Source organism: Pseudomonas fakonensis (genome assembly GCF_019139895.1).
Taxonomy (GTDB): domain Bacteria; phylum Pseudomonadota; class Gammaproteobacteria; order Pseudomonadales; family Pseudomonadaceae; genus Aquipseudomonas; species Aquipseudomonas fakonensis.
Map to the genome: position 1 here is coordinate 1,036,695 of NZ_CP077076.1, position 12,506 is coordinate 1,049,200.

Genomic DNA, 12,506 nt, shown 5'->3' on the forward strand with positions numbered 1-12,506 from the left:
GTTTCGTCATGTCGCACCAATCTGATCTGATCAGCGAGGACATCCTCGCCTACCTGGCCCAGCATGAGCGCAAAGAGCTGCTGCGCTTCCTCACCTGCGGCAACGTGGATGACGGCAAGAGCACCCTGATCGGGCGCCTGCTGCACGACTCCAAGATGATCTACGAGGACCACCTCGAGGCCATCACCCGCGACTCGAAAAAGTCCGGCACCACCGGTGAAGAAGTCGACCTGGCACTGCTGGTGGACGGCCTGCAGGCCGAGCGCGAGCAGGGCATCACCATCGATGTCGCCTACCGCTACTTCTCCACCGCCAAGCGCAAGTTCATCATCGCCGACACCCCGGGCCACGAGCAGTACACCCGCAACATGGCCACCGGTGCGTCCACCTGCGACCTGGCGATCATCCTGGTCGATGCCCGTTACGGCGTGCAGACCCAGACCCGCCGGCACAGCTACATTGCCTCCCTGCTGGGCATCAAGCACATCGTCGTTGCGGTCAACAAGATGGACCTCAAGGGCTTCGACGAGCAGGTGTTCGAGTCGATCAAGGCCGACTACCTGAAGTTTGCCGAGAGCATCAACCTCAAGCCGTCGAGCCTGCACTTCGTGCCGATGTCGGCGCTCAAGGGCGACAACGTGGTCAACCGCAGCGAGCAGTCGCCGTGGTACACCGGCCCCGTGCTGATGGAAATCCTCGAAAGCGTCGAGATTGCCGCCGACCGCAACGTCACCGACCTGCGTTTCCCGGTGCAGTACGTCAACCGCCCGAACCTGAACTTCCGCGGCTTTGCCGGCACCATCGCCGGTGGCGTGGTGCACAAGGGCGACGAGATCGTCGTGCTGCCGTCGGGCAAGAGCAGCCGGGTCAAGTCCATCGTCACCTTCGAAGGTGAGCTGGAAAACGCCGGCCCCGGCCAGGCCGTGACCCTGACCATGGAAGACGAGATCGACATCTCCCGTGGCGACCTGCTGGTGCACGCCGACAACGTACCGCAGGTGACCGACCAGTTCGACGCCATGCTGGTATGGATGGCCGAAGAGCCGATGCTCCCGGGCAAGAAGTACGACATCAAGCGCGCCACGAGCTATGTGCCGGGCTCGATTGCCAGCATCACCCACAAGGTCGATGTGAACACCCTCGAGCAGGGCGTCGCCAGCGCGCTGCAGCTGAACGAGATCGGCCGGGTCAAGGTCGCCCTGGACAGCGCCATCGCCCTGGACGGCTACGACAGCAACCGCACCACCGGTGCGTTCATCGTCATCGACCGCCTGACCAACGGCACCGTCGGCGCCGGCATGATCATCGCCCCGCCGGTACTGCCGCATGGCAGCGGCGGCCAGCATGGCAAGCTGGCCCACGTGGCCACCGAGGAGCGCGCCCTGCGCTTCGGCCAGCAGCCGGCCACCGTGCTGTTCAGCGGCCTGTCCGGCGCTGGCAAGAGCACCCTGGCCTATGCCGTGGAGCGCAAGCTGTTCGACATGGGCCGTGCGGTGTACGTGCTCGACGGCCAGAACCTGCGCCACGACCTGAACAAGGGCCTGCCCCAGGACCGTGCCGGGCGTACCGAGAACTGGCGCCGCGCCGCCCATGTGGCGCGCCAGTTCAACGAAGCCGGCCTGCTGACCCTGGCCGCCTTCGTTGCCCCTGATGCCGAAGGCCGCGAGCAGGCCAAGGCGCTGATCGGCAAGGAGCGCCTGGTGACCGTGTACGTGCAAGCCTCGCCGCTGGTGTGCCGCGAACGCGACCCGCAGGGCCTGTATGCCGCCGCTGGCGACAACATCCCGGGCGAAAGCTTCCCGTTCGACGTGCCGCTGGATGCGGACCTGGTGATCGACACCCAGGCTGTCAGCGTCGATGAAGGCGTGAAGCGGGTGCTGGATGTGCTGCGCCAGCGTGGGGCGATCTGATCGGGTTGCCTGATGTGATGTGAAAAACCCCGCTTCGGCGGGGTTTTTTGTTTGTGCGGTTGCGCGGATTGTCGGGTGCTCCACCAATACAATGAAATGCTCCAGCAGGCGGCCTTGCCAGGCCGAGGCCGTCTGCAACAGCTCTACCACCACTCGAACTCTGCCCGTCTGTAGAGCGCAAAGTTGGACTTGAAGGTGTTCACTCAGCAGCTCCGATGAAAGCGCGTACTGCACGGCGCTTATGATCCGCATGTTATCCACATCGTAAACACCGCCGCCCAGCTTGGGTGGCAGCAAGTGACAGGTCTGCTAGAAGCGCAATCCGTTGGCGTTTTCGGCATAAGGCGCGCGTGGGGCCAGCCTTTCTTGATTCGCTGTAGTTGCGAGCTGATGAATTGCGTGGGCAGTTTGCTGCCCATCTTTTGCTCTTTCGGGTTTTTCGCTCCTGTTTCAGCGAGCCCTCCTGACAGATGTGCGGTGGGCGTTTCTGCATGCTTGAGGGGCATGAATGACCCGTTGAGGAAAATTGATGAACTCTGCAAACCTGCGTACCGCTATCGCCGCTATTGTCTTCGCCGCATTGCCAGGCACAGTTCTGGCGCACAATCACGACATAGGCGCCCCCTGCTGCCCGTTCAGCGATGCGCGCCTGAAATCGTCCATCGAGCCGCTGACCGACTCGACCAGCCAGTTGCTCAAGCTCCAGGGTGTGCACTTCAATTGGAAAGATACCGGGCGCAGCGACATCGGCCTGGTGGCCCAGGATGTCCAGGCGGTATACCCGCAACTGGTTCACGAGAAAGAGGGGGCGTTGAGCGTCGACTATCAGAAGCTGGTGGCGCCGTTGATTGAGTCTGTACGCCAACTGAACCTGCGCATCGAGGCTTTGGAGAAAACCCGAGTGCATTGATGCCCTGAGCCGTCGTTCAGCCAGGAGCGGCGACGCTGCTCCTGTGCTGCGTCATATATGTTGCTTAGATACGGGTATCACCCGCCGCTCCTTCACCGCCTTGTAAGAAAAACTCGAATAGATCTCCTTCACCCCCGGCAAACGCTGCAGCACCTCGCGGGTGAATTCGCCAAACGACTCCAAGTCCCGCGCCAGAATCTCCAGCAAGAAGTCATAGCGCCCGGAGATGTTGTGGCAGGCGACGATCTCGGGGATTTGCATCAGCCGCTGCTCGAAGGCCAGGGCCATGTCCTTGGTGTGCGACTCCATCATGATGCTGACGAACGCGGTAATGCCAAAGCCCAGTGCCTTGGGCGAGAGGGTGGCCTGGTAGCCGGTGATGTAGCCGTTTTCTTCCAGCAGCTTGACCCGCCGCCAGCAGGGGGAGGTGGTCAGGGCGACCTGGTCGGCAAGCTCGGCGATGGTCAGGCGGGCGTTGTCCTGCAGGGCAGCGAGCAGGGCGCGGTCGGTGCGGTCAAGGGTCGAAGGCATGCTTTGCCCTCCTGCGTTGGTTTTTGTTGTTTTTGTTGCCGAACTGCCGCGAATTGCTGGGCAAGATTGGAAAAATCGCAGCTGGCCGGTGGCATAAGCTTATAATAAACCCCAAGAGGCTGTTGCCATGGACGACTCCCGACACACAGGTTTTGCTACCCGCGCCATCCACCACGGCTACGACCCGCTGAGCCACGGCGGTGCGTTGGTGCCGCCGGTGTACCAGACCGCCACCTACGCCTTCCCCACCGTCGAATTCGGCGCTGCGTGCTTTGCCGGCGAAGAGCCCGGGCACTTCTACAGCCGCATTTCCAACCCCACCCTGGCCCTGCTGGAGCAGCGCATGGCGTCGCTGGAGGGCGGCGAGGCGGGGTTGGCGCTGGCCTCGGGCATGGGGGCCATCACTTCCACGCTGTGGACGCTGCTACGCCCAGGCGATGAGCTGATCGTCGGCGGCACCTTGTACGGCTGCACGTTCGCCTACCTGCACCATGGCATCGGCGAGTTCGGGGTGAAGATCCGCCACGTCGACCTTAACGACATCGCGGCACTCAAGGCGGCGATCACCGCGAAAACCCGGATGATCTACTTCGAAACGCCGGCCAACCCCAACATGCAACTGGTGGATATCGCCGCGGTGGCCGAGGCCGCCCATGACCATGACCTGAGCATCGTGGTCGACAACACCTACTGCACCCCTTACCTGCAGCGGCCGCTGGAACTGGGCGCCGACCTGGTGGTGCATTCGGCCACCAAGTACCTGTCGGGCCACGGTGATATCACCGCCGGACTGGTGGTGGGGCGCAAGGCGCTGGTGGATCGCATTCGCCTCGAGGGGCTCAAGGACATGACCGGCGCGGTGCTCTCGCCCCATGATGCGTCGCTGCTGATGCGCGGCATCAAGACCCTGGCCCTGCGCATGGACCGCCACTGCGCCAATGCCCAGCAACTGGCCGAGTACCTGGCGCGTCAGCCGCAGGTGGAGCTGATTCGCTACCCGGGCCTGGCGAGCTTCGCGCAGCATGGCCTGGCGAAGCGGCAGATGCGCTTGCCGGGCGGCATGATTGCCTTTGAGCTCAAGGGCGGCATCGAGGCCGGGCGACGTTTCATGAACGCCCTGGGGTTGTTTGCCCGGGCCGTGAGCCTGGGGGATGCCGAATCGCTGGCCCAGCACCCGGCGAGCATGACCCATTCCAGCTATACGCCGCAGGAGCGCGCCGAGCATGGCATTTCGGAAGGGCTGGTGCGCTTGTCGGTGGGGCTGGAGGATATCGAGGACTTGATTGCGGATGCGCGCCAGGCGTTGCAGGTGTGTTGAACCGTTCGGGCCCTATCGCCGGCAAGCCGGCTCCTACAGGGGAGCGCAGGCCATTGCTGGCGACAGGGCACAAAAAAGGCCGCTTGCGCGGCCTTTTTCATGTCGGTCGAATCAACGCTTGAGCCCGTAGCTCTCGTCGAGCATGCCCGGCGAGTTCGGGGTTTTCGGCGCGTAGTCGCGTGGCACTTCGGCGGTGTCCTTCGGCGGCGTCAGGCGGTCGCGCGGGCCTTGGCTGGCTTCGGAGTGCAGCGCGGCCAGCAGGCGCTGGCGGGTCAGTTCGTCCAGGGCCAGGCGGTTGGCGCCATCGGCCAGGTGGTCCTGGACGTCCTGGTAGCTCTGGGTCAGTTTACGCACCAGCGAAGCGGTGCTGTTGAAGTGGGTGACCACTTCATTCTGATAAGTATCGAAACGCTGCTGGATGTCATCCAGCTGGCGCTGTGTATTGCTGGGCGCCGCATTGGGCAGCAGGCGGGCCAGCGCGAAACCTGCAACCACACCAATGACCAGGGCCAGGGTCGGCAGCAACCAAACAAGGAGCGAGTGTTCCACGAGTCCTTCCTCTATAAACGGCTTTGCTTTACGTTAACGGCTCAGACCTGCGCTGTATACCGCGAGCGATCGCAAATCAGAACAGAATTCCTCAGCTAGACGAGTCGACCCTCCCCGAGGTCACGGAGTAGTGCCTTGCTTATCCGCGAAACCCCCTTGTTCATCGATGGCCCGAGCGGCCCGCTGGAAGCCTTGTACCTGGACGTGGCCGATGCCCGTGGCGTGGTGCTGATCTGCCACCCCAACCCGGTACAGGGCGGCACCATGCTCAACAAGGTGGTTTCGACCCTGCAGCGCACGGCCCGTGACGCGGGTTATGTGACCCTGCGCTTCAACTACCGCGGCGTCGGCCAGAGCGCCGGCAGCCACGACATGGGCGCAGGCGAGGTGGCCGATGCCGAGGCTGCGGCAGCCTGGCTGCGTACCAAGCACCCTGAGCTGCCGTTGGTGCTGATGGGCTTCTCGTTCGGCGGCTTTGTCGCCACCAGCCTGGCTGGCCGCCTGGAAGCCGCTGGGGCAACCCTGCAGCACCTGTTCATGATCGCCCCGGCCGTGATGCGCCTGACGGCGGACTTCCCGTTGCCACAGCGTTGCCCGATCACCCTGGTGCAGCCAGACAGCGACGAAGTGGTCGAGCCGCAGCTGGTCTACGACTGGTCCGAGGCCCTGCCGCGCCCCCATGAGCTGCTGAAAGTGGCAGAATGCGGACACTTCTTCCATGGCAAGCTGACCGATCTGAAGGATCTGCTGCTGCCGCGCCTTTCGAACTGAGCCAAGCCTGAATAAGCGAACACCATGACCACGCGCATTCTCACCGGTATCACCACCACCGGCACCCCGCACCTGGGCAACTACGCCGGTGCCATTCGCCCGGCGATCCTCGCCAGCCAGCAGCCGGGCGTCGACTCGTTCTATTTCCTGGCCGACTACCACGCCCTGATCAAGTGCGACGACCCGCTGCGTATCCAGCGCTCGCGCCTGGAAATCGCGGCCACCTGGTTGGCCGGTGGCCTGGACCCGGCCAAGGTGACCTTCTACCGTCAGTCCGACATCCCCGAGATCCCCGAGCTGACCTGGCTGCTGACCTGCGTCGCCGCCAAGGGCCTGCTCAACCGCGCCCACGCCTACAAGGCCTCGGTGGACAAGAACGTCGAAGCCGGTGAAGACCCGGACGCCGGCGTGAGCATGGGCCTGTTCAGCTACCCGGTGCTGATGGCTGCGGACATCCTGATGTTCAACGCCAACAAGGTGCCGGTGGGCCGTGACCAGATCCAGCACGTGGAAATGGCCCGCGACATTGGCCAGCGCTTCAACCACCTGTTCGGCCAGGGCCGGGACTTCTTCGCCCTGCCGGAGGCGGTGATCGAGGAGAGCGTGGCGACCTTGCCAGGCCTGGACGGTCGCAAGATGTCCAAGAGCTACGACAACACCATCCCGCTGTTCACCAGCGCCAAAGAGATGAAAGACGCGATCTCGCGCATCGTCACCGACTCCCGCGCGCCGGGTGAGGCGAAGGATCCGGACAACTCGCACCTGTTCACCCTGTTCCAGGCGTTCTCTACGCCGGCGCAGTGTGCGGAGTTTCGCGATGAGCTGCTGCAGGGCCTGGGCTGGGGCGAGGCCAAGCAGCGCCTGTTCCAGCTGCTGGACGGCCAATTGGCAGAAAAGCGCGAGCACTACCACCAGCTGATTTCGCGCCCTTCGGACCTCGAAGACATCCTGCTGGCTGGCGCCGCCAAGGCCCGCAAGACCGCCACCCCGTTCCTCGAGCAACTGCGCGAGGCGGTTGGCCTGCGTTCGTTCCGCAGCAACGTGCAGGCCAGTACCGAGGTGAAGAAGAAAGCCGCCAAGAGCGCGCGCTTCGTCAGCTTCCGCGACGAGGACGGCAGCTTCCGCTTCCGCCTGCTGGCCGCCGATGGCGAGCAACTGCTGCTGTCGCGCAGCTTCGCCGATGGCAAGAGCGCAGGTGCGGTGAGCAAGCAACTGCAGCAGGGCGGTGAGGCCGATGTGCGGGTCGAAGGCCTGGGCTTCAGCCTGTGGCTGGCCGGCGAGCAAGTGGCCGAGGGGCCGCAGTTCGCCAATAGCGATGCACGTGACGCTGCGGTGCAGAGCCTGCGCGAAGCCCTGCAGCCCGCTCAGGAGTAAGCCCCCTCACCTGTAGGAGCGGCCTTGTGTCGCGAAAGGGCCGCAACGCGGCCCCACGATTTGTGCATCAAGCTGATATGGCCGGGGCCGCTTTGCGGCCCATTCGCGACACAAGGCCGCTCCTACAGGGGCATGTGTATTGCGTCCAATGAGTCAAATGGCCGCATGTATCATTGCCATCAAGCGGGCCGGTCGCTACAGTGACGGCCCGTTTTTTGTTGCCTCGCTAACGAATCATGACTCCCTTAGAACGCTATCAAGCAGATCTGAAACGTCCCGACTTCTTCCATGACGCGGCGCAGGAAACTGCGGTGCGTCACCTGCAGCGCCTGTACGACGACCTGGTACACGCGCAGAACAACAAGCCGGGTATGTTCGGCAAGCTGTTCGGCAAGAAGGAGCAGACCCCGGTCAAGGGCCTGTACTTCTGGGGCGGGGTAGGGCGAGGCAAGACCTACCTGGTCGACACCTTCTATGAAGCGCTGCCGTTCAAGCAGAAGATGCGCACGCACTTCCACCGCTTCATGAAGCGTGTGCACGAAGAAATGAAAACCCTCAAGGGCGAGAAGAACCCGCTGACCATCATTGCCAAGCGCTTCAGCGAAGAGGCCAAGGTGATCTGCTTCGACGAGTTCTTCGTCTCGGACATTACCGACGCGATGATCCTCGGCACCCTGATGGAAGAGCTGTTCAAGAACGGCGTGTCGCTGGTGGCCACCTCCAACATCGTGCCGGACGGCCTGTACAAGGACGGCCTGCAACGCGCGCGCTTCCTGCCGGCCATCGCCATGATCAAGCAGTACACCGACGTGGTGAACGTCGACAGCGGCGTTGACTACCGCCTGCGCCACCTGGAGCAGGCCGAACTGTTCCACTTCCCGCTCAACGACGCCGCCCACCAGAGCATGCGTGCCAGCTTCAAGGCGCTGACCCCGGAGTGCACCCAGGCGGTCGAGAACGACGTGCTGATGATCGAGAACCGCCCGATCAACGCCCTGCGTACCTGCGACGACGTTGCCTGGTTCGACTTCCGTGCCCTGTGCGACGGGCCGCGCAGCCAGAACGACTACATCGAGCTGGGCAAGATCTTCCATGCCGTGCTGCTGAGCAACGTCGAGCAGATGGGCGTGACCACCGACGACATTGCCCGCCGTTTCATCAACATGGTAGACGAGTTCTACGACCGCAACGTCAAGCTGATCATCTCGGCCGAGGTCGAGTTGAAGGACCTGTATACCGGTGGGCGCCTGAGCTTCGAGTTCCAGCGTACGCTGAGCCGCTTGCTGGAGATGCAGTCCCACGAGTTCCTGTCGCGCGCGCACAAGCCTTAACAAATTGGGGCCGCTTTGCGGCCCCATCGCGACACAAGGCCGCTTCCCACATTGACCTGTGTTTGCAGGGCCTTTGTGGGGGCAACTGTCTTGTGCTGCCTGTTCCGGCCTCATCGCCGGCAAGGCCGCTTCCCACAGAGACCGTGGCGCATCTGCGAGGCCAGTTCTCTGCGCGACAGCGCAGCCCGAAAGGGCTGGGTCATCTCCTACAGGTAAGGCGCTGACCTGAAGTTCATGCATTACCTGTGGGAAGCGGCCTTGTGTCGCGATGGGGCTGCAAGGCAGCCCCATGGCCCTCAAGCCTCCTGCATGAACTGCTGCCGATACTGGTTCGGCGACAGCTCCGTGTGCTGGCGGAACAACCGCGCAAAGAAGCTCGCATCGTCGTAGCCCACCTCGTAGCTGATGGTCTTGATGCTCTTGCGCGTGCTCGACAGCAGGCCCTTGGCGGTCTCGATACGCAAGCGCTGCAGGTAGTGCAGCGGCTTGTCGCCAGTGGCGCTCTGGAAGCGGCGCATGAAATTGCGAATGCTCATGCCGTGGTTGCGGGCCACGTCCTCGAAACGGAACTTGTCGGCGAAGTGCTCTTCGAGCCAGTGCTGGATCTGCAGGATGATCAGGTCCTGGTGCAGCTTCTGCCCGCCGAAGCCCATGCGCCCCGGGGTGTAGCTGCGCTGCACCTCGTAGAGGATGTCGCGGGCCACGGCGCGGGCCACGTTGGCCCCGCAGAAGCGCTCGATCAGGTAGATGTACAGGTCACAGGCCGAGGTGGTGCCGCCGGCGCAGTACAGGTTGTCGGCGTCGGTCAGGTGCTTGTCCTGGTTCAGCCGCACTTTGGGGAAACGCTCCTCGAAACTGGCGAAGAAACGCCAGTAGGTGGTCGCCTCCTTGCCGTCCAGCAGGCCGGACTCGGCCAGCCAGAACACCCCGCTGGCCTCGGCGCACAGCACCGCGCCGCGGGCGTGTTGCGCGCGCAGCCAGGGCAGCACTTGCGGGTAGCGTTGCAACAAGTTGTCAAAGTCGTCCCAGAACGCCGGGAGGATGATCACGTCGGCGTCGTCCAGGCCGCCGTCGACCGGTAGCTGTACGTTGCTGAAACTGTCCACGGGCAGGCCGTCCGGGCTCACCAGGCCGATTTCGAACATCGGTTGCAGGCCCAGGCCCAGCTGCTTGCTGTAGCGCAGGCTGGCCAGGTGGAAGAAGTCCTTGGCCTGCATCAGTGTCGAAGCGAACACTTTATCAATGGCCAGGATGCTGACGCGCCGCAGCGACGCGGGGGGTTGGGTAAACATCATTGTCATTGTTCTTATAGGGTAGAGTGGTCAATCACCGGCTGGATCGTCTTATTTTTTGGCGATTGTGTCTAGCCCGCATTCCCTATCGCGGGGCAAGCCCGCTCCCACGGGCCCCGCGACAGGGTTCGCACTCAAGGCGCCGGGTTCGGCTGCTCCTGGTGAATGGCCTCGATCGCGGCCAGCAGCTCGTCGCTGAGGACAAGCGCCTGGCTGTCGATGTTGCTCTGCAGTTGCTCCACCGAGGTGGCGCCAATGATGTTGCTGGTCACGAACGGCTGGCGGGTGACGAAGGCCAGGGCCATCTGCGCCGGGTCCAGGCCATGAGCCCGGGCCAGTTGCACGTAGCGGCTGCAGGCGGCCACGGTCTGCGGGTTGGAGTAGCGGGCGAAGCGGCTGAACAGGGTCAGGCGGCCCTTTTCCGGGCGGGCGCCGTTTTCGTACTTGCCCGAGAGCATGCCGAAGGCCAACGGCGAGTAGGCCAGCAGGCCGCATTGCTCGCGGATCGCTACTTCTGCCAGGCCCACCTCGAAGCTGCGGTTGAGCAGGTTGTAGGGGTTCTGGATCGACACCGCCCGCGGCCAGCCGCGGCTTTCGGCCAGGTGCAGGAACTTCATGGTGCCCCACGGGGTTTCGTTGGACAGGCCGATGTGGCGGATCTTGCCGGCGCGCACTTGCTCGTCCAGCACCTCCAGGGTTTCTTCCAGCGGGGTGAACAGGTCGTGGGGCAGGTGCTGGTAGCCCAGCTTGCCGAAGAAGTTGGTGCTGCGCTCGGGCCAGTGCAGCTGGTACAGGTCGATGCGGTCGGTGTGCAGGCGCTTGAGGCTCTCGTCCAGCGCCGCGACGATGTGCTGGCGGTTGTGCTTGAGCTGGCCGTCGCGGATGTGGCTGATGCCGTTGCCGGGGCCGGCGACCTTGCTGGCCAGTACCCAGTCGTCACGGTCGCCGTGCTCGCGGAACCAGTTGCCGATGATGCGCTCGGTGGCGGCGTAGGTCTCGGGGCGGGGCGGCACCGGGTACATTTCGGCGGTGTCGATGAAGTTGATGCCGCTGGCCTTGGCCAGTTTGATCTGCTCGAAAGCCTCGTCCTGGGTGTTCTGCTCACCCCAGGTCATGGTGCCCAGGCACAGGGCGCTGACGTCGAGGTCGGTACGACCGAGCTTGCGGTATTCCATCGGGAAGACGCTCCTTGGCAAAGATGCCCATAAAAGCAGGTTGAAATTTTCTGTGCAATCTGGATAATTCTGCAGCTCTTCGCGTGGCGGAAGTGATGCACCACCACGATGCAAGAACCTTTGTCGAACATTGGCGTGCCCGACCCGAGCCCCCAAAAGCGTCAGCGTTCGGCTGCGCGTTTGCCCTTGGCAATCCGTGCACTATCCAGTAAGATTCGCCGTCTATTTTTCGCTGGGCGGCCTCTGAGGCTTTAGAGAATGAAAACTTTTACTGCTAAACCGGAAACAGTAAAGCGCGAGTGGTTCGTAGTCGACGCCGCTGGCCAGACCCTGGGTCGTCTGGCTACCGAAATCGCTAGCCGCCTGCGTGGCAAGCACAAACCAGAATACACCCCTCACGTTGACACCGGCGACTACATCGTCGTCATCAACGCCGAGCAAATCCGTGTAACTGGCGCCAAGTCTTCCGACAAGATGTACTACTCCCACTCCGGCTTCCCGGGCGGCATCAAGGAAATCAACTTCGAGAAGTTGATCGCCAAGGCCCCTGAGCGTGTCATCGAAACCGCGGTCAAAGGCATGCTGCCGAAGAACCCGCTGGGTCGCGACATGTACCGCAAGCTGAAAGTGTACGCGGGTGCAGCTCACCCACACACTGCTCAGCAGCCTCAAGAACTGAAGATCTAACGGGATAGTTCATTATGTCGGCGACTCAAAACTACGGCACTGGCCGTCGCAAGACCGCAACCGCTCGCGTCTTCCTGCGTCCGGGCACCGGTAACATCTCCATCAACAACCGTTCTCTGGACGTGTTCTTCGGCCGCGAAACCGCTCGCATGGTTGTTCGCCAGCCGCTGGAACTGACCGAGACCGTTGCCAAGTTCGACATCTACGTCACCGTTTCCGGTGGTGGTGTCAGCGGTCAGGCCGGTGCAATCCGCCACGGCATCACCCGCGCCCTGATGGAATACGACGAAACCCTGCGTGGCGCCCTGCGTCGTGCTGGCTACGTTACCCGCGACGCTCGTGAAGTCGAGCGTAAGAAAGTGGGCCTGCGTAAAGCACGTAAGCGTCCTCAGTACTCCAAGCGTTAATACCGCTTCGGCAGTCCGAAAAGCCCGGTTCTTCGAACCGGGCTTTTTTTATGTCTTGAACTAACCTTGTCAGCTATCCGTGGCCGTTTGTCGCATAGACGCAGATCAAGCAATGCGCAGGTTCTGGCCCGCCGGGCGGGTAATCACCTTGTCACTGTGTGGGTATGTTTCTTACCATTGCGAGCAAATTTGGGTGCCACCGATATACCTAAGTAGATGCCTGTTCTAACAGGCCAAGCAAGCTGATGGGA

12 protein-coding genes are annotated in these 12,506 nt (G+C 62.9%); 8 read left to right on the forward strand and 4 right to left on the reverse strand.

Annotation, left to right across the window (positions count from 1 at the left end; translation table 11 throughout):
* Positions 1 to 8: 8 nt before the first annotated feature.
* Positions 9 to 1,910 (forward strand): sulfate adenylyltransferase subunit CysN, encoded by a 1,902-nt coding sequence (cysN, locus tag KSS94_RS04730; protein WP_217841889.1) that lies wholly within the window; start codon positions 9 to 11, stop codon positions 1,908 to 1,910.
* Positions 1,911 to 2,439: 529 nt separating this feature from the next.
* Positions 2,440 to 2,820: a tail fiber domain-containing protein gene (locus KSS94_RS04735; RefSeq protein ID WP_217841890.1), complete on the forward strand. Its 381-nt coding sequence runs from the start codon at positions 2,440 to 2,442 to the stop codon at positions 2,818 to 2,820.
* A 51-nt stretch (positions 2,821 to 2,871) separates the two neighbouring features.
* Here the strand turns inward: KSS94_RS04735 and KSS94_RS04740 are convergent, their stop codons facing one another.
* Positions 2,872 to 3,351 (reverse strand): Lrp/AsnC family transcriptional regulator, encoded by a 480-nt coding sequence (locus tag KSS94_RS04740; protein WP_217841891.1) that lies wholly within the window; start codon positions 3,349 to 3,351, stop codon positions 2,872 to 2,874.
* Between the two features lie 127 nt (positions 3,352 to 3,478).
* On the opposite strand from KSS94_RS04740, the gene KSS94_RS04745 reads away from it, so the two are divergent.
* Complete coding sequence (locus KSS94_RS04745; protein WP_217841892.1) at positions 3,479 to 4,669, forward strand: methionine gamma-lyase; 1,191 nt, start codon at positions 3,479 to 3,481, stop codon at positions 4,667 to 4,669.
* Positions 4,670 to 4,780: 111 nt separating this feature from the next.
* On the opposite strand, the gene KSS94_RS04750 is transcribed toward KSS94_RS04745, so the two are convergent.
* Positions 4,781 to 5,218: a Z-ring associated ZapG family protein gene (locus KSS94_RS04750; RefSeq protein WP_217841893.1), complete on the reverse strand. Its 438-nt coding sequence runs from the start codon at positions 5,216 to 5,218 to the stop codon at positions 4,781 to 4,783.
* 135 nt (positions 5,219 to 5,353) lie between these two features.
* On the opposite strand from KSS94_RS04750, the gene KSS94_RS04755 reads away from it, so the two are divergent.
* The 3 genes from KSS94_RS04755 (at position 5,354) to zapE (ending at position 8,694) form a co-directional block, all read left to right on the forward strand.
* The gene (locus tag KSS94_RS04755) at positions 5,354 to 5,989 is read left to right on the forward strand and encodes an alpha/beta hydrolase (protein ID WP_217841894.1); all 636 of its coding nucleotides are present in this window, start codon (positions 5,354 to 5,356) and stop codon (positions 5,987 to 5,989) included.
* Between the two features lie 24 nt (positions 5,990 to 6,013).
* Positions 6,014 to 7,363, forward strand: a complete 1,350-nt coding sequence (locus tag KSS94_RS04760) for a tryptophan--tRNA ligase (RefSeq protein WP_217841895.1) — start codon at positions 6,014 to 6,016, stop codon at positions 7,361 to 7,363.
* Positions 7,364 to 7,599: 236 nt separating this feature from the next.
* Positions 7,600 to 8,694, forward strand: a complete 1,095-nt coding sequence (zapE, locus tag KSS94_RS04765; protein WP_217841896.1) for a cell division protein ZapE — start codon at positions 7,600 to 7,602, stop codon at positions 8,692 to 8,694.
* A 296-nt stretch (positions 8,695 to 8,990) separates the two neighbouring features.
* On the opposite strand, the gene KSS94_RS04770 is transcribed toward zapE, so the two are convergent.
* Positions 8,991 to 9,887, reverse strand: coding sequence for a GlxA family transcriptional regulator (locus KSS94_RS04770; protein WP_217843523.1), 897 nt, complete (start codon positions 9,885 to 9,887; stop codon positions 8,991 to 8,993).
* Positions 9,888 to 10,120: 233 nt separating this feature from the next.
* Entirely contained in the window at positions 10,121 to 11,161 is a 1,041-nt protein-coding gene (locus KSS94_RS04775) for an NADP(H)-dependent aldo-keto reductase (protein WP_217841897.1), read from the reverse strand.
* Between the two features lie 258 nt (positions 11,162 to 11,419).
* Here KSS94_RS04775 and rplM point away from each other — a divergent pair, with 258 nt between their 5' ends.
* Complete coding sequence (gene rplM / locus KSS94_RS04780; protein ID WP_008097538.1) at positions 11,420 to 11,848, forward strand: 50S ribosomal protein L13; 429 nt, start codon at positions 11,420 to 11,422, stop codon at positions 11,846 to 11,848.
* A gap of 14 nt (positions 11,849 to 11,862) precedes the next feature.
* Entirely contained in the window at positions 11,863 to 12,255 is a 393-nt protein-coding gene (gene rpsI, locus KSS94_RS04785; protein ID WP_110736741.1) for a 30S ribosomal protein S9, read from the forward strand.
* The last annotated feature ends 251 nt before the right edge of the window (positions 12,256 to 12,506 follow it).

What these genes read in the sequence shown, in the direction of transcription:
- rplM (WP_008097538.1), top strand. Translation starts at nt 11,420, where the DNA reads ATGAAAACTTTTACTGCTAAACCGGAAACAGTAAAGCGCGAGTGGTTC.
- rpsI (WP_110736741.1), top strand. Translation starts at nt 11,863, where the DNA reads ATGTCGGCGACTCAAAACTACGGCACTGGCCGTCGCAAGACCGCAACC.
- KSS94_RS04740 (WP_217841891.1), bottom strand. Translation starts at nt 3,351, where the DNA reads ATGCCTTCGACCCTTGACCGCACCGACCGCGCCCTGCTCGCTGCCCTG.
- KSS94_RS04745 (WP_217841892.1), top strand. Translation starts at nt 3,479, where the DNA reads ATGGACGACTCCCGACACACAGGTTTTGCTACCCGCGCCATCCACCAC.
- zapE (WP_217841896.1), top strand. Translation starts at nt 7,600, where the DNA reads ATGACTCCCTTAGAACGCTATCAAGCAGATCTGAAACGTCCCGACTTC.
- KSS94_RS04735 (WP_217841890.1), top strand. Translation starts at nt 2,440, where the DNA reads ATGAACTCTGCAAACCTGCGTACCGCTATCGCCGCTATTGTCTTCGCC.
- KSS94_RS04760 (WP_217841895.1), top strand. Translation starts at nt 6,014, where the DNA reads ATGACCACGCGCATTCTCACCGGTATCACCACCACCGGCACCCCGCAC.
- KSS94_RS04775 (WP_217841897.1), bottom strand. Translation starts at nt 11,161, where the DNA reads ATGGAATACCGCAAGCTCGGTCGTACCGACCTCGACGTCAGCGCCCTG.
- cysN (WP_217841889.1), top strand. Translation starts at nt 9, where the DNA reads ATGTCGCACCAATCTGATCTGATCAGCGAGGACATCCTCGCCTACCTG.